Origin of the sequence: Rhizobacter terrae, from assembly GCF_003852895.1 — a bacterium.
GTDB lineage: Bacteria > Pseudomonadota > Gammaproteobacteria > Burkholderiales > Burkholderiaceae_C > Albitalea > Albitalea terrae.
The window spans coordinates 127,559-146,744 of the sequence record NZ_QUSW01000003.1; the positions used below are offsets into that span (position 1 = coordinate 127,559).

Genomic DNA, 19,186 nt, shown 5'->3' on the forward strand with positions numbered 1-19,186 from the left:
CCCGACGTCACGCCGCCAGCTCGATGTGGCCGGCGATGGCAATCCCCTCGCCCAGGGCTTCATGGGTGGCGACGATCCAGACGCGCAGGCCCTCGCTCGCGTGCCGGGCCAGGCTGGACCGCAGGTGCATCAACGAGGCCGCGTCCAAGGCATTCAGCGGCTCGTCCAGCAGCGTGACCGGCGTGCCGGCGCACAGCGCCGCCGTCAGCCAGGTCTTGCGCTGCGTGCCGGTGGACAGCGTACGCAGCGGCGAATGCAGGTGCGGCGCCAGCCCGAAGCCGGCGATGTGATGCGCCATCGCCGCGTCGTCCCAGCCCGCATACAGCCCTCGGATGAACGCGAAATACTCCTGCGGCGAGAGATGGTCGAAGGCCACCGGCCCCGGCCCGCACCAGAAGACGCGCCGGCGGTAGTCCATCGGTTGCGTTTCCTGCACCACGCCCTCCACGGCCACCTGCCCGGCCGCCGGGCGCAAGGCGCCGGCCAGGAGCTTGAGCAGCGTCGACTTCCCGCTGCCGTTGCCGCCGCGCAGCCAGGTGAGCCCGCTGCCGAATGCCGCGGACCAGCCGTCGAACATCGGCCGGTCGCCGTACGAGAAGCTCAGGTCGCGCACCTGCAGTTCGGTCATGCCAGGATCACCTCGGAAGCCAGGGACAGGATCAGCACCAGCGTGAACAGCCATTGGCTGACGCGGTGCGCGGGGTCGGTGGGGCGGTGACCGGACGGCTGCGTCGTGAGCAGCACCTGGACGGCCGAGCCGGCCAGAAGCACGGACATGAACGCCGCAAGCACACCGGGGCGCAAGGCGCGCGGCTGGTTCATCAGCGCGGCCGTGCACAGCGCCTGCGCCATCAGTTGCGGAACCACCACCGCCAACCGCCGCGCGAGCAGCAGGCGGCGCGGCGAGACCGGCAGCGCAGCAGCGTGCAGGTGCAAGGGCGCCAGCTCCTGGCTGGCCAACACGCTGAGCCGCGAGGTGAGCATGAAGGCCGCGGCGCCGAAGCCCGCCAGCCACCAGGACGCCCAGCCCGGCCATGCCACCATCGCCAGGCAAGGAACGCCGAGCGCGATCAGCACCAGGACCATCATCCGCCCGGTGCGTTGAGCGGGTCCGCGCCACAAGGGCAGCATGGCCAGCGCCGTGAGCGGCGTCATGGCGCGGCGCCATCCACGCCGGCTGCGCCGCGTGCCAGCCGGCCTGGCAGGCGACACCCGGCGCATCGCGCCCAGGATGAGCACGCCCCAGGCCACCGACAAGCCCATGGACAGGCCCAGCCCGGCAAGCGCCTCCACCCAGCCGTGGTGCATCCACGCCGGCGAGCGAGCCAGCCACACCAGCACGCCCGCTGCGTAGATGGCGAACAGCGGCGCCAGTCCCAGCACGACCACCAGCAGATCGGCACGGCGCCGCTCACGCGGTGCGATGGGCAGGGCGTTCTCCGACTCCATCCATGCGCGCTGCCAAAGTACCGGCCGCAGGCCCCAGATCGCCACCGCACCCACCATCGAATGCGCGAGACCGGTGAGCAGCACCGATGCCATGCTGACCTGCGTCGCCTGCAACAGCGGAAACACCGACCACGCCGTCATGGCAGACATCGCCGCCAGCGCACCATTGCCTGCGCTGCCCAGCACCAGCAGGCCCACGACGATGTAGACCTGCCAGCGCTTGAGCAGCTCCACGAGCGCGCGCAGGCTGGCCTGCAGCCGCACCTGCACGTAGCCGCGAGGCGGCGCCAGGGCACTCAGATGCATCGTCCGCCGTCGACTTCCATCGCCACGCCGGTGATCATCGACGCTTCGTCGCTGCACAGGAAGCAGGCGGCGTTGCCCAGGTCTTCCGGCGTGGAGAAGCGGCCGATGGGAATGGTCGAGAGGAACTTCGCGCGCATCTGCGGCGTGTCCTCGCCCATGAAGGTCTTGAGCAGCGGCGTCTCGCCCGCCACCGGGTTCAGCGCATTCACGCGGATGCCGAAGGGCGCGAGCTCCACCGCCATCGCCCGCGTGGCGGTGATGACCCAGCCCTTGCTCGCGTTGTACCAGGCCAGCCGCGGCCGCGGACTCACGCCGGCGGTGCTCGCGATGTTGAGGATGACGCCCTTCTTCGCCGCCTTGAAGCGCGGCACCGCCTCGCGCGCAGCGAGGTAGATGGATTTCACGTTGACGGCGAGGATCTTGTCGAACTCGTCCTCGGGCAGGCCTTCCAGCGCCTGCGGCAGATGGCCGATGCCGGCGTTGTTGACGAGGATGTCCAGCGTGCCGAAGCGCTCGTGAGCGGCATCGACCATGGCCTTCACGTCAGCGGAGAGGGTCACGTCGCAGCGCAGCCACTGCGCGCCGGTGGCCTCGGCCACGCGCCTCGCGTTGGCTTCGTCGCAGTCGGCGATCAGCACCTTCGCGCCCTCGGCAGCGAACTTGCGCACGATGCCTTCGCCGAAACCGGAACCGCCGCCGGTGACGATGGCGGCCTTGCCGGCGAGTCTGGATGTCATGGGATGTGTCTCCTGCATCAGCCGTGGTGGATGGCCACGGTCTTCAAGCTCGAAAAGCCGTACAGCGCCTCGAAGCCTTTCTCGCGGCCGTGCCCCGAGCGCTTCACGCCGCCGAAGGGCAGCTCCACGCCGCCGCCCGCACCGTAGTTGTTGATGAAGACCTGCCCGCACTTCAGCGCACGCGCCATGCGCAGCTGCCGGCCGCCGTCGCGCGTCCACACGGCGGCCACGAGGCCGTAGTCGGTGCCGTTGGCGATGCGCACGGCATCGGCCTCGGCGTCGAAGGGGATCAGCACCTGCACCGGGCCGAAGATCTCTTCCTGGGCGAGGCCATGCGACTCGGGCACGTCGGCCACCAGCGTGGGCCGCACGTAGTAGCCGCCGGCCGGTGCATCGGGCACGAGTTCCGCCTGTGCCGCGATGGGCAGCCCGCTGTCGCGCGCCACCGCGAGGTAATGCGACACGATGCCGTGCTGGCGCCGGGAGATGACCGGCCCCACGTCCAGGTCGGACAGCGCCGGCCCGACGCGCAGCGCACGATAGCGCTCGGCCATGCGACGCATCACCTCGTCGTACACGCCGCGCTGCACCACGATGCGCGACGCCGCCGAACAGGTCTGCCCCGCGTTCTGGATGCCCGCGTTCACGAGGTAGGGCAAGGCGGCATCGAGGTCCGCATCGTCGAACACGATCTGCGGGCTCTTGCCGCCCAGCTCCAGCGTCACGGGAATGGTGTGCTTCGCGGCGGCTGCCTGCACCAGCGATCCGGTCGCCACCGAGCCGGTGAACGAGATGTGGTCGATGCCGCCATGCGCCGACAAGGCCGCGCCGGCTTCCTCACCCAGGCCCGTCACCACGTTGAGCGCACCCGGCGGCAAGCCGGCCTGCTGCGCGATGCGTGCGAAGGCCAGCACGGTCAGGCAGGCCTCCTCCGCCGGCTTGAGCACGCAGGCATTGCCCATGGCCAGCGCCGCACCCACGCTGCGGCCGACGATCTGCATCGGGTAGTTCCACGGCACGATGTGCGCCGTGACGCCATGGGGCTCGCGCCAGGTGAGCGCGGTGAAGCCGGCCTGGTAGGGCAGCGTGTCGCCATGCACCTTGTCGGCCGCGCCGCCGTAGAACTCCAGGTAGCGCGCAAGGGCCAGCGCATCGCCGCGGCCTTGCCTGAGCGGCTTGCCGACGTCCAGTGCCTCGAGCCTGGCGAGTTCGTCGGCATGCTCGATGACGGCACGGCCCACGGCACTGAGCACGCGGCCGCGCTCCGTGGCCGTCATGCGGCCCCAGGCACCGTGGTCCAGCGCGTGGCGGGCGGCAGCCACGGCGGCATCGACGTCCTCGGCGCCGCCGCGTGCGATGTTCGCCAGCACGCTGCCGTCCGACGGGTTGCTCAGGGGCAGCGTGTCACCGCCAGCCGCATCGCGCCAGGCGTCGCCGATGAGCATCAGCCGCGGGTCGAAGGGAATGTTCGAGATCATCGACGGGCTCCCGCGCGGCAGACGTCGCCGCGTTTTGAGACATGATATTCACACCTCACCGGGGATGCCGCCATCAGCCTCTTCCTCATCAAACGCCTGCTCACCTTCGTGCTGACGCTGTTGGCCGCGTCGGTGGTGATCTTCGCGGTGCTGGACGTGCTGCCGGGCAACGTCGCCGAGGTGATGCTGGGCGAGAGCGCGACCCCGGAGTCACTGAAGGCCCTGAGCGCCAAGCTGGGCCTGGACCGGCCGCCCACCGAACGCTACGCCGCCTGGATGCGCGGACTCGCCCACGGCGACATGGGCAACAGCCAGTCCTACGACTCGCCGGTGGCCGATCTGGTCAAGGAACGCGCGCTCGTCACCGTGCCGCTGGCGGTGATGGCCATGGCGCTGACCACCGTGATCGCGCTCGCCCTGGGCCTGTACGCCGCATCGCGCCACAACCGGTTGGGCGACGTGTCGGTGATGGTCGCCAGCCAGGTGGGCATCGCGTTGCCGAATTTCTGGTTCGGCATCCTGCTGAGCCTGGTCTTCGCGGTGCAGCTGCGCTGGTTCTCCGCCGGCGGCTTCCCAGGGTGGGAGGACAGCGTGCTCGATGCATTGAAGGCGCTGGTGCTGCCTGCCGTCGCGCTGGCTGCGGTGCAGGCGGCCATCCTCGCTCGCATCACGCGGTCTGCCGTGCTGGACGTGCTGCGCGAAGACTTCGTGCGCACTGCCCGCGCCAAGGGCCTGAGCCGCCGCCAGGTGCTGTGGGGCCACGTGCTGCGCAATGCCTTCGTGCCGGTGCTGACGGTGATGGGTCTGCAGTTCGCCAACCTGCTGACGGGCACGGTCATCATCGAGCGGGTGTTCAGCCTGCCGGGCCTGGGGCGGCTGGTGTTCGAAGCCATCGCCAACCGCGACCTGATCGTCGTGCGCAACGTGGTGATGCTGTTCGCGGGCGCGGTGATCCTCATCAACTTCGTGGTGGACGTGCTGTATGCCGTCGTCGATCCGCGGCTGAGGAGGCACGCATGACCTTCAGCGACCGCGCCATGCGGCATGCGAGCTTCGTCATCGGGTCGGTCCTCGTGGCCCTGCTGCTGTTCACGGCCGCGTTGTCCTTCGTGTGGACACCCCACGTCGCCTCGGACATCGACGTGGCCTCCAAGCTGCAAGGCCCCTCGTGGTCGCACTGGCTGGGCACCGACAGCCTCGGGCGGGACATCGTGTCGCAGCTCATCGTCGGCTCGCAGAACTCCATCGCCGTGGGCCTCATCGCCGTGGGCATCGGCATGGGCTTGGGCGTGGCGCTGGGCCTGCTGGCCTCGGCGCGGCGCGGCTGGGTGGAGGAGCTGGTGATGCGCCTGTCGGACTTCACCTTCGCCTTCCCCGCGCTGCTCAGCGCCATCATGCTCACCGCCATCTACGGGCCGGGCCTGGTGACCAGCATCGTCGCCATCGGCATCTTCAACATCCCGGTGTTCGCGCGCATCACGCGGGCCGCGGCCAACGGCGTGTGGGCACGCGACTTCGTGCTGGCTTCGCGCGCCTGCGGCAAGGGCGCGTGGCACATCACCTTCTCGCACGTGCTGCCCAACATCGCCAGCGGGCTCATCGTGCAGGCCACCATCCAGTTCGCGACTGCCATCCTGGCCGAGGCGGCGCTGAGCTACCTGGGCCTGGGCACGCAGCCGCCGCAACCGTCATGGGGACGCATGCTCAACGAGGCGCAGAGCATGATGTTCCAGGCACCGCAACTGGCGGTGTGGCCGGGTCTCGCGATCGCACTGAGCGTGCTGGGCCTGAACCTGATGGGCGACGGCCTGCGCGACCTGCTGGACCCACGGCTGGCGAGGGCACGATGAGCACACTGCTGGCGATCAAGCAACTGCGCGTGCGCCTGAACACCGCCCGCGGCCCGGCCGATGCGCTGCGCGGCATCGACCTCGCGCTGGACCGCGGCGAAACCCTGGGCCTGATCGGCGAGAGCGGATGCGGCAAGTCGATGACCGCGCTGGCGCTGATGGGCCTGCTGCCCGAGGGTGCGCAGGTCAGCGGCAGCATCCGCTTCGATGGGCAGGAGCTGGCGAATGCCGATGAGGCGGCGATGTGCGCCCTGCGCGGCAGGCGCATCGGCATGATCTTCCAGGAGCCCATGACCGCGCTGAACCCGCTGCACACCGTGGGCGCACAGGTGGCCGAGCCGCTGCGGCACCACCTGGGCCTCAGTCGGCAAGAGGCGCGCAAGGAAGCGCTGCAGCTGCTTGAACGCGTGAAGCTGCCGCAGGCAGCGCAGCGGCTCGACGCCTACCCGCACCAGCTCTCGGGCGGGCAACGCCAGCGGGTGATGATCGCCGCGGCACTGGCCTGCGGGCCGGACCTGCTCATCGCCGACGAACCCACCACCGCGCTGGACGTGTCCATCCAGCGCGACATCCTCGACCTGATCGGCGAGCTGGTGGCCGAGTCGGGCATGGCGCTGCTGCTCATCAGCCACGACCTGGGCGTGATGGCACGCACCGTGCAGCGCGTGATGGTGATGTACGGCGGCACCGTGGCCGAGAGCGGCCCCACGCAGGCGGTGTTCGAGCGGCTGGCGCATCCGTACACGCGGGGGCTGTTCCGCGCCCGGCCGCAGCTGGGCCTGGGCCGCGGGCAGCCGCTGGCGACCATCCCCGGCCGCGTGCCGGAGCTGGTGGACATGCCGCGCGGCTGTCCGTTCATGGACCGCTGCCAGCGTGCCGTCGATGCCTGCCGCGAACCGCCGCCGGCTTTCGCCGTGGCGCCGGCGCACGAGGCGCGCTGCTTCAACATGGAGCCGGGCCATGGCTGAGGCGCTGCTGGAAGTCACCGACCTCACCAAGGACTACCGCCTGCCGCGCGACAGCCTCTTCTCGCCCGCGCCGGTGGTGCGTGCACTGCAAGGTGTCAGCCTCACGCTGGAGCGCGGCAGGAGCCTGGGCATCGTGGGCGAATCCGGCTCGGGCAAGTCCACGCTGGCACGGCTGGTGATGGCCCTGGAAGCACCGACCTCGGGCACGGTGACGCTGCTGGGCCGCGACCTGCATGCCCTGCTGCCTCACGAACTGCGCGAAGCCCGCCGCGATTTCCAGATGGTGTTCCAGGACCCCTACGGCTCGCTGGACCCGCGCCAGCGCGTGGGCCGCATCGTGGCCGAGCCCTTGCCCGCCATGTCCGCCAGTGAACGCCACCAGCGCGTGGCCGAATCGCTGGACGCGGTGGGCCTGCGCGCCACCGATGCCGACAAGTTCCCGCACGAGTTCTCCGGCGGCCAGCGCCAGCGCATCGCCATCGCGCGGGCGCTCATCACGCGGCCCCAGCTCATCGTGGCCGACGAACCGGTGAGCGCGCTGGACGTGTCCGTGCAGGCGCAGGTTCTCAACCTGCTGCAGGACCTGCGGGCCCGCTTCAGCATGGCCTACCTCTTCATCAGCCACGACCTCGCGGTGGTCGACCACGTCTGCGACGAGGTGGCGGTGATGCAGCATGGCCGCATCGTCGAGCGCGGTGCGCCCGAGCGGCTGTTTGCGCAGGCCGAACATCCGTACACGCGATCGCTGATTGATGCTGCGCCGCACGCGCGCTTCCAGTAGAGTCGCCGCAGGCCGGCCCACCGGTTCTTCACCAGGAGCACGCAGAAGATGATGACCACCGCCTCTCGCCTGATCGCCTCGCTCGTCCTCGTGACCGCCGCCTTCGGCGCCGTCCAGCCCGCCGCCGCCCAGGCCCGCAAGGACAGCGTGATCCTCGGCATGGTGCTGGAGCCGCCGGGCCTGGACCCGACCGCCTCCTCGGCCGCGGCCATCGGTGAGATCGTGCACTACAACGTGCTGGAAGGCCTCACCAAGATCAACATGGACGGCTCGGTCGTGCCGCTGCTGGCCGAGAGCTGGACCATCGACCCTGACGGCAAGGTCTACACCTTCAAGCTGCGCAAAGGTGTCAAGTTCCACGATGGCGAGGCCTTCGATTCGAGCGACGTGAAGTTCAGCTTCGAGCGCGCCAAGGCCGAGGGCTCGACCAACAAGGCCAAGAAGGCGGTGTTCGACAACGTGAGCCGCGTGGACACGCCCGACCCCTACACCGTCATCCTGGTGCTCAACCAGGCCGACGGCAACTTCCTCTTCCGCATGGGCGAGAACACCGCCGTCATCCTCGACCCCAAAAGCGCGGGCACCACGGCGAGCAAGCCCATCGGCACGGGGCCCTTCAAGTTCGACAGCTGGTCCAAGGGCTCGTCGGTGACGATGAGCCGCTTCGACGGCTACCGCGACGCGGCCAAGGTGAAGCTCAAGAAGGTGACCTTCCGCTTCATCAACGACCCGGCCGCGCAGGTGGCTGCGCTGCTGGCCGGGGACATCGACGGCATGCCGCGCTTCGGCGCACCGCAGAACCTCAAGCAGTTCCAGGGCGATGCGCGCTTCACCGTGGCCATCGGCGGCACCGAGGGCAAGACCATCGTCAGCATCAACAACAAGAAGAAGCCCTTCGACGACGTGCGCGTGCGCCGCGCCATCGCCGCGGCCATCGACCGCAAGGCGGTGATCGACGGCGCGCAGGAAGGCTTCGGCGCGCCCATCGGCAGCCACCTGGTGCCGAGCGACGCGGGGTACATCGACCTGACCGGCGTGAACCCGTACAACCCCGAGAAGGCCAAGGCCCTGCTCAAGGAAGCGGGCGTGGCTGTGCCGCTGAACGTGACGCTCACACTGCCGCCGCCGCAGTACGCGCGCAAGGGCGGCGAGATCATCGCCTCGCAGCTCGCCAAGGTGGGCATCAACGCGAAGATCGAGAACGTGGAGTGGGCGCAGTGGCTGTCGGGCGCGTTCAAGGGCAACTACGACCTGACGGTGATCAGCCACGTGGAGCCGCTGGACTTCGACCGCTACGCCGACCCCAACTACTACTGGGGTTACGACAGCAAGGCCTACAAGGACCTGTTCGCGAAGTACAACGGCACGACGGCGCCCAAGGAGCGGCTGAAGGTCATCGGCGACATCCAGAAGCAGCTGGCCAACGATTCGGTGAACGCCTACCTGTTCCAGTTGCCGCAGTTCATGGTGAGCAACAAGAAGCTCAAGGGCCTGTGGAGCAGCTCGCCGATCTTCGCCAACGACATGGCGAGCGTGAGCTGGCAGTGAAGCTGCACGAGCTCAGCGCCGCCGAGCTGCTGCGGCACTACGCGGCGAAAACGTTGTCGCCGGTGGAAGTAACGCGCGCCGTCATCGCCCACATCGGGCGATGGGAGCCGCACCTGCATGCCACCTATGCCTTCGATGGCGAGGCCGCCCTGAAGCAGGCCGCGGACTCGGAAGCACGGTGGCTGAAGGGCCAGCCTCAAGGCGCTCTCGACGGCGTGCCGGCGATGATCAAGGAGAACATCGCCACCCAAGGCACGCCCACGCCTTTGGGCACGGCGGCCACGGAGCTGAAGCCGGCCGATCGCGATGCACCGCCCGCGGCGCGGCTGCGCGAGGCGGGCGCGGTCATCCTCGGCAAGACGACCATGCCCGACTACGGGATGCTGTCGTCGGGGCTGTCGAGCTTTCATCCGCTCACTCGCAACCCGTGGGACCTGAGCAAGAACCCCGGCGGCAGCAGCTCGGGTGCAGGCGCCGGCGTGGCCGCCGGCTACGGACCGCTGCACGTGGGCACCGACATCGGCGGCTCGGTGCGGCTGCCGGCAGGCTGGTGCGGCATCTTCACGCTCAAGCCGAGCCTGGGGCGCATTCCGATCTATCCACCCTACGCCGGGCGCGTCGCCGGTCCGATGACACGCACCGTGGAGGACGCCGCGCTGATGATGGGCGTGCTCAGCCTGCCCGATGCGCGCGACACCATGAGCCTGCCTTACCAGGACATCGCCTGGTCGTCGCTGGACCGCGACCTGCGCGGGTTGAAGATCGGCCTGCTGATGGACGCCGGCTGGGGTTTCCCGGTCGAGCCGCAGGTGCGTGATGCGGTGGAAGCCGCCGCCCGCGCCTTCGAGGCCGAGGGCGCCATCGTCACGTCCATGAAGCCCTTCATGACCCGCGAGATGGCCGACGGCATGGACCGCTTCTGGCGCACGCGCTCGTGGATCGACATCTGCGCCCTGCCCGCGGAGCGCCGCGCCAAGGTGCTGCCCTTCATCGTCGAATGGGCCCGCGGCGGCGAAGGCCAGTCCGGCGAGGCGGTGTTCAAGGGCTACAGCCAGATGGCCGCGATGCGCGAAGCCGCGGTGGCCGCCTGCGCGCCTTTCGACGTGGTGTTCTCGCCGACCTGCCCCATTCCGGCCTTCGCCGCCGGGCTGCCGTGCCCGACCAACGACCCCTCGCGGCCCTTCGAGCACATCGCCTTCACGCTGCCGTACAACATGAGCGAGCAGCCGGCCGCGTCCATCAACTGCGGCTACACATCGAGCGGATTGCCGATCGGGCTGCAGATCATCGGCCACCGCTTCGACGACCTGGGCGTGCTGCAGGTGTCTCGCGCCTGGGAGCGCCTGCGGCCGGCGCAGCGAGACTGGCCCACGCCGCCATGAAGGACCGGCGCGGCAACCCCGTCTCCACACGGTCGGGCCAGGCGCTCGACCATGCGGAGATGGCCTTGTGGCGCATGATGTCCTTCTTCGATGCGCCGCTGGGCGACATCGACGCCGCCATCGCGCAGGACCCGGACTGGATGCTCCCGCACGTCATGCGTGCGGCCTTCATGCTCACGCTGACCGAGCCCTCGCTGATGGCGCAGGTGCACGCCGCCCTGGACCGGGCGCAGGCCCTGGCGACGCATGCGAGCGAGCGCGAGCGCGCCCACCTCACCGCGGCCAGGCAATGTGCTGCCGGTGATTGGCACGGCGCCTGCGGGGCCTGGGGCCGCATCCTCGAAGCCCATCCGCGCGACCTGTACGCGCTGCAATGGGCGCACCTGTTCGACTTCTACCGCGGCGATGCCGCCCAGCTCGAACATCGTCCGCACACCGCCTTGCGGCATCTCGATGCCGACGACCCGCTGCGCCCCTACGTGCAGGGCATGCAGGCCTTCGGACTGGAGGAAAGCGGCTGCCACGACCACGCGGAATCCCTCGGCCGCCAGGCCTGCGCGACGCTGGCCAAGGTGCCCTGGGCCACCCATGCCGTGGCCCACGTGATGGAGATGCAGGGCCGCTTCGCCGACGGCCTGCAGTGGCTGTCTGACACCGAGCCGGTCTGGTCGGAGGGCAACGGCTTCTCGGGCCATCACTGGTGGCATCGCGCGCTCTTCCACCTCGAAGGACTGGACATCGGCTCGGCCCTCGCGCTGTACGACGCCCACCTCGCCGGCAACGAGGACCTCATCACCCTGCAACGCCTGGACGGCGCGGCCCTGCTGTGGCGTGTGCACCTGCTGGGCGGCGATGTGGGCACGCGCTGGGGCGGGCTGGCCCAAGGCTGGGACTTGTCCGCCGCGCCCGTGGGGCATTCATGCTTCAACGACCTGCATGCGCTGATGGTGCTGCTCGGGCAGGACCGCATGCACGACGCGCAGCAGTTGATCGAAGCCGCCCAGGCGCGGGTCGACTCGGCCGGCGACGACAACGCCGCGATGGCCCGCGACGTCGGCCTGCCGCTCATGCGCGGCTTGCTCGCGCAGGCGCAAGGCCGCCTGGACGACGCCGTGCAGCTCATCGCCCCCGTCCGCCCCATCGCCCACCGCTTCGGCGGCAGCCATGCGCAGCGCGACCTCATCACCCAGACCCTGCTGGCCTGCGGCGCCGGCCGGGCCGTGCTGGACGAACGTCCGCAGACACAGGCGCAAACACCCCTGACGCAGCACTGGTCACGCCTGAACGCTTGACCTCGAGTGCACTCCAGGTGCTCCAATGGCGTGCATGACCATGCCCATGCTCCACATCGGCGAACTGTCGCGCCGCACCGGCCGCTCGGTCCACACCATCCGCTGGTACGAGCAGCAAAAGCTCGTGCCCGGCGTGCGCCGCGACGATGCCGGCCGGCGCATCTACCGCGAGCAGCACGTGATGTGGCTGGACCTGCTGGACCGGCTGCGCAAGAGCGGCATGTCCATCCGGCAGATGCGCGAGTACGCGGTGCTGGTCAAGCGCGGCGACTCGACCCTGGCGCAGCGGCGCGAGATGCTCATCGAGCACCGCCGGCGGGTGGACGCGCAGATGGCCGAGCTGGCCGCCTCGCGCGAGGTGGTGGACCGCAAGATCGAGTTCTACGGGGAGTGGATCCAGACCGGGGTGAGGCCGCCGGGCTACTGACGGGCGTGACGAAGCTCACGCCCTGAGCCACCGGCGCCGCGGGCCACGCCGGGCTGTCCCGCGCCAATGCAGCCTGTCCGACCCGCCGCGCAGTCCGTCACCCACCCGTGGAACGGGGCCGGACCGGGCCTTACAGTGGCCCCCATGGTTTCCGATCCGTCTTCTTCCGCAGTGCACAACGCCCAGAGCAGCGTGGGCGCGTTCTTCTCCAGCGTCCGGCGTGGCTTCATCGCCTACGCGCGCTGGCTGGACAGCATCACCTGGACACGCTTCTTCCTGTACGCCCTGCTGGCGATGATCATGACCGGCATCGCCTCCGAGCTGCCGCCGTTCAGCCTGAAGTGGGGCGACGACATCGTGGTCTACGACCCGCCCAAGGCGCCGAAGGCCGCCAAGCCGGTGAAGATGCCCCCCGTGCCGCCGTCGCCCTCCGCCTCGGGCAGCGCCACCCCGCCCATGCCTCCCAGCTCCGAGAAAACTCCCAAGGACAAGCACAAGCAGCGCTACGACATCTCCATCGACAAGGACGGCGTGCACATCACGCCCGTTCCCGAGTCGGGCGCCAGTGCGCCGGCCGGCAAGACGCTGCCCAGCGTGTCCATCGACAAGGACGGCGTGCGCGCCCCGGGCGTGCTGATCGACAAGCATGGCGTACGCATCGGTCCGTCGGCACGGGCGGCTGCATCCGCCGCATCGGCAGCCGCGTCGGCCGATGCCGGCAAGACCCAGGTGTCCGAGACGCAGTCCGGCACCCGCGTGGACGTGCACCTGCCGCCCAACGCGACCACCGACGAGATCCGCGACGCGATCGAGGAAGCCAAGGACGCCATCCGCGAGGCGATCGAGCAGGCGGCCGAGGACGAGGCCGAGGCGGCGAAAGACGCAGCCCGTGCCGCGGAGGACGCCGCTGTCGCCGCCGAGGACGGCCGCGGACGCCGCCGCGTGATCTCGGCCTTCCGCCCCGGCGACCACATGCCCGGCTTCATGATGCTCATCATCGTGATGTCCATGGTCATCAAGATCATGGCCGCGGGCCGCTTCAAGGCCGAGGCGCAGGCGGTGGAAGCCACCGAGATGGCCGAGTCCGAGGCGCTCAAGCGCCAGGTGGTGGAGGCCCGCATGGCCGCCATGCAGGCGCAGGTGGAGCCGCACTTCCTGTTCAACACGCTGGCCAGCATCGACCACCTCATCGAGACCGACCCGCCGCGCGCCTCCAAGATGCAGAAGAACCTCATCGCCTTGCTGCGCGCTTCCATGCCCACCATGCGCGAGGCCAATGCGCAGGGCACGCGCGACCTGGGCCGCGAGCTGGCCGTCATCCGCCCGTACCTGGAGATCCTCAAGGTGCGCATGGAAGAACGGCTGCAGACCGAGATCAACGTGCCCGACGGGCTGCTCTCGGCCGACTTCCCGCCGATGATGCTGCAAGGCCTGGTGGAGAACGCCATCAAGCACGGGCTGGAGCCCAAGGCCGAGGGTGGCAGGCTGACGGTGAAGGCCGAGATCGTGCACGGCAAGCTGCAGGTCACCGTGGCCGACACGGGCCTGGGCTTCGGCAAGGCCGCCACCGCGGGCACCGGCATCGGGCTGAACAACATCCGCGAACGCCTGCAGCTGTTGTACGGCCGCAAGGCCAGCCTCGTGATCTCCGAGCCCGAAGGCGGCGGGACCGCCGTGTCCATCACCGTGCCCTACGCCACCAGCAACCACCCGGGAGCCGACGCATGATCCAGCCCATTCCCACCGTGAGCCGCCGCCGCACCAGCATCTGGCTGTGGGTGCTGCTGACGCTTCTGGCCCTGTCCGTCCTGGTGGTGATGACCGCCTTCCAGTGGGTGGGTTCGCTGGAGGCGCTGCCCGCGCATGTCGTCATCGACGGGCGGGAGATCAGCATCGACCCGGCGCTGTTCGGCGGCTGGACCGCCACGGTGCTGTTCATCCCCGCGGTGATGGTGGTGTTCTGCGTCCTGGTCATCGTGCCGCTGGTGCTGCTGTTCGCGCTGGCCTGCGCGCTCATCGGCGTGGTGCTGGGCGTGGCGCTGCCGATCATCGCGGTGGTGGTGGCGCTGTCGCCGATCTGGCTGATGGGCATGTTCTTCTGGTGGCTGGCGCGGCGTGCCGTGCCGCGCACCGCGCAGGCCGCGTGAGCCCCGCCCGGCCGCCCGAAGGGGTTCGCACCGCAGTGCGCAGCACGGAGGTTTCCCAATGACCGTGCAATGGCACAACGCAAGCTCTAAGATCGCGCGATGACACGAGCACTCCTGGCCGACGACGAACGCCTGATGCGCGAGCAGCTTCGCGCACGACTCACCGAGGTCTGGCCCGACCTCGACATCGTGGCCGAAGCCAAGAACGGCATCGAGGCGGTGGAACTCACGCGCGAGCACCGGCCCGACATCGTCTTCCTGGACATCCGCATGCCCGGCATGACCGGCGTGGACGCGGCGAGGCAGATCGCGCAGTTGCCCACGCATGACGAGGCCGAGGGCTGGCCCGGCTGCGAGATCGTGTTCATCACCGCCTACGACCAGTACGCGGTCGAAGCCTTCGAGCAGGGCGTGGTCGACTACGTGCTCAAGCCCGCCGAACGCGAGCGGCTCGTGCTGACGGTGGAGCGCATCAAGAAGCGCATGGCGCAGCGCGAGGCCCAGCAGGACAAGCCCGATGCCGCGCCGCTGCCCGCCCACACGCCCGACATGCAGGCCCTGCTGCAGAAGCTGGCCTCGCAGCTCAACCCGAATGCGCCGCCCAAGCTGAAGTGGATCCAGGCCACGGTGGGCCAGCAGATCCAGATGATCCCGGTGGAGGATGTGCTGTTCTTCATCTCCGACGAGAAGTACACGCGGGTGCAGACGGCCACGCTGGAGGCGCTGATCCGCAAGCCGATCAAGGAGCTGATCGAGGAGCTGGACATGGACCTGTTCTGGCAGATCCATCGCTCCACGCTGGTCAACACCAAGGCCATCTCCGGCGTGTCTCGCGACCTGCGCGGACGTCAGCTGGTGGCGGTGAAAGGTCACCCGGAGAAGCTGGAGGTGAGCCGCAGCTTCACGGGGTTGTTCAAGGGCATGTGAACCCGGAGCTACCTATGAGCGTCACCGTGATGTTGGGTCTGGGATTGGCCGCAGGTTTCGTGGCATTGGCGCTGGTGCTGCATCGGCTGTCGAACGCCGCATCGAAGCGCATGCGATGCGTAGACGACGGCAGCACGGTGGCTGTGATCGCGGGTGTCGATGGTGGTGGCGGCGCTGCCGGCTGCGATGGCGGTGGCGCCGCTTGCAACTGACACGTCGGCGAAGCTGAAGGGGCCAGGCCTGATCCGCCGATGTTCTATTGCCCCAACTGCAGTGCAAGGCTGCGCTCTTCCACCGAAACCGAGTGCTGGAACTGCCAGGCTCTTTTCGGTGCAGACAGTGGATGGTCACCCACCCGCAACCCCAAAGCTCCGTTCAGGCGCTTTCATGGCCGTGCCGAGCCCCCGATGCAGGGAGATGGCAATGGCGCAGATGGCCAGAAATCCAAGAGAGACTCCAAGAGCGGGACAGGATGTGGCTGCGCGGTGCTTGTCCTCGCGTTTGTGATCTTCTTTCTCTACAACATCCTGTCGAACCTGTGCCTCATCTGCAAATAGGCCTCGGCCCGGGCGCCGAGATGAGGTCATCGACCATCTACCCGTGAAACTCCCGCGGCCTCAGCCACGACGCGATGCACCACTGCGCGGCCCAGTAGGTCGCGAGGATCCACAGCGATGACAGCGGCAGCGCCATCGCGAACTTGTTGGTTGCCAGCAGCGCATCCGAACACACGAACAGCAAACCACCAAACGCCAGCACGCCGCCCCGCCCGGCATCCGGCCCATGCTGCGATGCCCTCCACACCACCGCCGCCTGCGCAGCCATGCTCGCCAGGCACAGCACGTAGGCCACCACCGGCGCACGCAATGCACCCGGCACACCGGGCCACAGCTGCGAGAGGATGCCGCCGGCCACCAGCGCATAAACCACGAACGGCCAGCGCCGCGACAGGAACGGCGCGGTGCGGGTGAACGCAAAGAGATAGCTCAGGTGGGCCAGCAGGAAGCACACCAGCCCCGGCACAAAGCCCTGCTGCGGCCACAGCAGCGCCACGTCGCCGCCCAGCGAGAGCAGGAGCCCGATCAGGATCCATCGCCGCACGGTCGGTGACCCGCCGTCGCGCCGCAGCGCATGCACGATCACCAGCACGGTGGTCAGCGGCTTGAACACGAAGAGCCAGTCCGCCGGCAGCCAGCCCACCCCGGCCCCGATGGCCAGCCAGGCGCAGACCGCCACGGCCAGCGGCAGCAACAGCCGCGTGGCCCTCACTTGACGGAACCCGCTTCGGCGGGAGCAGGAATCAGCGGTGCGATGCGCATGGGCAGTCCGGAATCGAGCAGCTTGATGAATTGGTCGGGCGCGATGGCCTTGCTGAAATGGTAGCCCTGCGCCGCCTCGCAGCCGTGCGACTTGAGGAACAGCGCCTGCTCGGCCGTCTCCACGCCTTCGGCCACCACGTGCAGGCGCAGGCTGTGCGCCATCGCGATGATGGCGGTGACGATGGCCGTGTCGCCCGCATCCGAGCCCAGCCCGTCGGTGAAGCTGCGGTCGATCTTCAGCACGTTGATCGGGAAGCGCTGCAGGTAGGCAAGGCTCGAATAACCGGTGCCGAAGTCATCGATCGCGAGGCCAATGCCCATGGCCGCCAGTGAATCGAGCGCGCTGGCGTTCTCCGCCGTCTTGGCCATCAGCACGCCTTCGGTGATCTCCAGCTCCAGCGACTGCGGCGGCAGCCCCGTCTCGGCCAGCACGCGCTGCGCCATCTCCGGGAAGCCGGGCCGCAGCAGCTGCTGGGGCGAGAGGTTCACCGCCACCGTCACGCCCTCATGGCCGCGCGCATGCCAGCGCGCCGCCTCGGCGCAGCTCTCGCGAAGAATCCACTCGCCCAGCGGAGCGATGAGGCCGGTCTCCTCGGCCACCCTGATGAACTCGTTGGGCCCGATGAAGCCGCCGCCCGGCTGCGGCCAGCGGATGAGCGCCTCCGCGCCGAAGATGCGGCCGGTGCTCAGCTCGATCTTGGGCTGGTAGTGCATGACGAACTCGCCGCGCTGCAGCGCTTCGTACAGGCGGTTGGCCACCTCCAGCCGGCGCTGTGCCGCCTGGTTCAGCTCGGCGGTGAAGAAGCGGAAGCTGTCGCGGCCCTTCTCCTTGGCGTGGTACATGGCCGCGTCGGCCGCGCGCATGAGGCTGTCGGCATCGATGCCGTCGCCCGGGTACAGGCTGATGCCCAGGCTGCCGCGCACGTGCAGCTCGTTGCCGTCCAGCGAGAAGGGCTGGCGCAGCGCATCCAGCACTTTCTCGGCGATGCTGATGGCGTGCTGGGCTTCGCTGAGCGTGGGCAGGCAGATCACGAACTCGTCGCCGCCCAGCCGCGCCGCGGTGTCGCCGGCGCGCAGGCAGTTGCGCAAGCGCTGCGCCGCGGACTTCAGCAGCTCGTCGCCGGTCTCGTGGCCCAGCGAATCGTTGACGTTCTTGAAATGGTCCAGGTCCAGGAACATCACCGCCACCTGCGCACCGCTGCGCTGGGCCTGGGCGATGGCCTGCGAGACGCGGTCGCGGAACACCGTGCGGTTGGGCAAACCGGTGAGCACGTCGTACTGCGCGAGGTAGCGGATGCGCTCCTCGCTGGCCTTGCGCTCGGTGATGTCGGTGGCCACGCAGCCCACGGCGAACATCTCGCCGTCGCTGCGCTTGAGCGGGAAGCGCTGGGCCATGTAGGCGCGCAGGCCCTGCGCGTTCGTCACCTCGACTTCGGTCTGCACGTAGCTGTCGGCCCGCAGCGTGCGCTGGTCGGCCAGCAGGTAGCTCTCGGCCTGGTCGTGCGGGAAGACCTCTTCCAGCGTCTTGCCCACCACGTCCACGCCACCGGTGAAGAATTCGCGGTAGCTGCGGTTCACCAGCAGGAAGCGCGATTCATGGTCGCGCACGAAGATGGCCGCGGGCGTGTTGTCGATGATGGCCTGCAGCAGCCAGCGGTTGTGCTCGTAGGCGGCGAACAGCCGCTCGCGCTCGGCATCGGCCGCCGTGCGGCGTGCCAGCTCGCGGCCCAGCTCGCGGCTCATGTCGTTCAGGGCGGCGGCCACCTGGTCGAGTTCATCGCCGCGGCGGCCGGTGCGCTGAAGCCGCAGCGGCTCGCGCCCGAGGCGGTCCAGGCTCATCTCGCGGGTGTAGCCCGCCATGGTCTCCAGGTGCCGGGTGATCCAGCGGTTGACCAGCACGAGGATGACCAGCGCAATCAGGAAGGCCTTGGCCGATTCGGCCGCGAGGATGACCAGCCCGCGATCCAGCAGCCGCCGGTAGACGCCGTCCAGGCTCGCCTCCACCGTCAGCGTGCCGATGGACAGCGCCGGGCGGCTGGGCTCGTGCAGCTCGAAGCCGCGGCGGATGGCGCGCTCCTTGACCCGCTGGCCCGCCTCGAAGCGCTCGCTGTTGGCCTTGACCTCCACATGCGCCACGTCGCGCAGCTGCATCAGGCCGTTCAGCGTCAGGCGGATCTGCGTCTCGTTGTACGACCACACGCTGTTGGCCAGCGCATCCAGCGTGGTGCGCTCGATCTGCGCGAATTCCTCGTCGATGGTGCGCAGCTCGCTGCGGTAGTCGCCGTACAGCTGCAAGGCGGTGGACAGCAGCGCCAGGGCCACGCCGACCAGCACCACCGCCGCAATGAGGCGCGGGGCCAAGCGACGGGGACGAGCCCGTGCCAGCCAGCGCTTCCATGCAAGCAGCGATGTGTTCAACGCGTGTTTCCCGACCGGGCACCCCGGCATGACCACGGGGCGCAATTCATCGTCGGGGCGGCAAGACACCTGCCGCCCGGGGTGACGCAGGCAGTATGGCAGCCGCGGCCGGCGCCAGTGGGGATTTTGGCGGCCCGGCGTCCGGGAAACTCGCATT

The 19,186-nt window shown here is 69.3% G+C and carries 18 protein-coding genes; 12 read left to right on the forward strand and 6 right to left on the reverse strand.

Annotation, left to right across the window (positions count from 1 at the left end; all coding sequences use genetic code 11):
* Positions 1 to 7: 7 nt before the first annotated feature.
* From DZC73_RS12095 to DZC73_RS12110, 4 genes are read right to left on the reverse strand one after another with little or no spacing between them, the layout of a single operon-like run.
* Complete coding sequence (locus DZC73_RS12095) at positions 8 to 628, reverse strand: ABC transporter ATP-binding protein (protein WP_161974551.1); 621 nt, start codon at positions 626 to 628, stop codon at positions 8 to 10.
* Positions 625 to 1,755, reverse strand: a complete 1,131-nt coding sequence (locus DZC73_RS12100) for a hypothetical protein (RefSeq protein ID WP_124540513.1) — start codon at positions 1,753 to 1,755, stop codon at positions 625 to 627. The genes DZC73_RS12095 and DZC73_RS12100 overlap by 4 nt, the downstream gene beginning before the upstream one ends.
* Complete coding sequence (locus DZC73_RS12105) at positions 1,746 to 2,492, reverse strand: glucose 1-dehydrogenase (protein ID WP_124540514.1); 747 nt, start codon at positions 2,490 to 2,492, stop codon at positions 1,746 to 1,748. Before DZC73_RS12105 ends, DZC73_RS12100 begins: the two co-directional genes overlap by 10 nt.
* Positions 2,493 to 2,509: 17 nt before the next feature.
* Positions 2,510 to 3,970 carry an aldehyde dehydrogenase family protein gene (locus tag DZC73_RS12110; protein WP_124540515.1) on the reverse strand — a complete coding sequence of 487 codons (1,461 nt, stop codon included), beginning with the start codon at positions 3,968 to 3,970 and terminating at the stop codon, positions 2,510 to 2,512.
* 72 nt (positions 3,971 to 4,042) lie between these two features.
* Here DZC73_RS12110 and DZC73_RS12115 point away from each other — a divergent pair, with 72 nt between their 5' ends.
* The 12 genes from DZC73_RS12115 (at position 4,043) to DZC73_RS12170 (ending at position 15,504) form a co-directional block, all read left to right on the forward strand.
* Positions 4,043 to 4,990 carry an ABC transporter permease gene (locus DZC73_RS12115; RefSeq protein WP_124540516.1) on the forward strand — a complete coding sequence of 316 codons (948 nt, stop codon included), beginning with the start codon at positions 4,043 to 4,045 and terminating at the stop codon, positions 4,988 to 4,990.
* Complete coding sequence (locus DZC73_RS12120; RefSeq protein ID WP_235835101.1) at positions 4,987 to 5,820, forward strand: ABC transporter permease; 834 nt, start codon at positions 4,987 to 4,989, stop codon at positions 5,818 to 5,820. The genes DZC73_RS12115 and DZC73_RS12120 overlap by 4 nt, the downstream gene beginning before the upstream one ends.
* On the forward strand, positions 5,817 to 6,788 hold the full coding sequence (locus DZC73_RS12125) for an ABC transporter ATP-binding protein (RefSeq protein ID WP_124540517.1): 972 nt from the start codon (positions 5,817 to 5,819) through the stop codon (positions 6,786 to 6,788). Before DZC73_RS12120 ends, DZC73_RS12125 begins: the two co-directional genes overlap by 4 nt.
* On the forward strand, positions 6,781 to 7,569 hold the full coding sequence (locus DZC73_RS12130) for an ATP-binding cassette domain-containing protein (RefSeq protein ID WP_124540518.1): 789 nt from the start codon (positions 6,781 to 6,783) through the stop codon (positions 7,567 to 7,569). Before DZC73_RS12125 ends, DZC73_RS12130 begins: the two co-directional genes overlap by 8 nt.
* A 51-nt stretch (positions 7,570 to 7,620) precedes the next feature.
* Entirely contained in the window at positions 7,621 to 9,117 is a 1,497-nt protein-coding gene (locus tag DZC73_RS12135; RefSeq protein ID WP_124541120.1) for an ABC transporter substrate-binding protein, read from the forward strand.
* A complete protein-coding gene (locus DZC73_RS12140) occupies positions 9,114 to 10,499 on the forward strand; it encodes an amidase (RefSeq protein ID WP_124540519.1) in 1,386 nt (461 codons plus the stop codon). Before DZC73_RS12135 ends, DZC73_RS12140 begins: the two co-directional genes overlap by 4 nt.
* Positions 10,496 to 11,791, forward strand: coding sequence for a tetratricopeptide repeat protein (locus DZC73_RS12145; RefSeq protein WP_124540520.1), 1,296 nt, complete (start codon positions 10,496 to 10,498; stop codon positions 11,789 to 11,791). The genes DZC73_RS12140 and DZC73_RS12145 overlap by 4 nt, the downstream gene beginning before the upstream one ends.
* 40 nt (positions 11,792 to 11,831) lie before the next feature.
* Entirely contained in the window at positions 11,832 to 12,218 is a 387-nt protein-coding gene (locus tag DZC73_RS12150; protein ID WP_235835103.1) for a MerR family transcriptional regulator, read from the forward strand.
* Positions 12,219 to 12,362: 144 nt separating this feature from the next.
* Positions 12,363 to 13,946, forward strand: coding sequence for a sensor histidine kinase (locus DZC73_RS12155; RefSeq protein ID WP_124540522.1), 1,584 nt, complete (start codon positions 12,363 to 12,365; stop codon positions 13,944 to 13,946).
* Positions 13,943 to 14,365: a hypothetical protein gene (locus tag DZC73_RS12160; protein WP_124540523.1), complete on the forward strand. Its 423-nt coding sequence runs from the start codon at positions 13,943 to 13,945 to the stop codon at positions 14,363 to 14,365. Before DZC73_RS12155 ends, DZC73_RS12160 begins: the two co-directional genes overlap by 4 nt.
* A 99-nt stretch (positions 14,366 to 14,464) precedes the next feature.
* Positions 14,465 to 15,292, forward strand: coding sequence for a LytR/AlgR family response regulator transcription factor (locus DZC73_RS12165; RefSeq protein ID WP_124540524.1), 828 nt, complete (start codon positions 14,465 to 14,467; stop codon positions 15,290 to 15,292).
* Between the two features lie 14 nt (positions 15,293 to 15,306).
* On the forward strand, positions 15,307 to 15,504 hold the full coding sequence (locus DZC73_RS12170; protein ID WP_124540525.1) for a hypothetical protein: 198 nt from the start codon (positions 15,307 to 15,309) through the stop codon (positions 15,502 to 15,504).
* Positions 15,505 to 15,886: 382 nt separating this feature from the next.
* Here the strand turns inward: DZC73_RS12170 and DZC73_RS12175 are convergent, their stop codons facing one another.
* Positions 15,887 to 16,561 carry a lysoplasmalogenase gene (locus tag DZC73_RS12175; RefSeq protein ID WP_161974552.1) on the reverse strand — a complete coding sequence of 225 codons (675 nt, stop codon included), beginning with the start codon at positions 16,559 to 16,561 and terminating at the stop codon, positions 15,887 to 15,889.
* Positions 16,558 to 19,029 carry a bifunctional diguanylate cyclase/phosphodiesterase gene (locus DZC73_RS12180; protein WP_161974553.1) on the reverse strand — a complete coding sequence of 824 codons (2,472 nt, stop codon included), beginning with the start codon at positions 19,027 to 19,029 and terminating at the stop codon, positions 16,558 to 16,560. The genes DZC73_RS12175 and DZC73_RS12180 overlap by 4 nt, the downstream gene beginning before the upstream one ends.
* Positions 19,030 to 19,186: the final 157 nt, after the last annotated feature.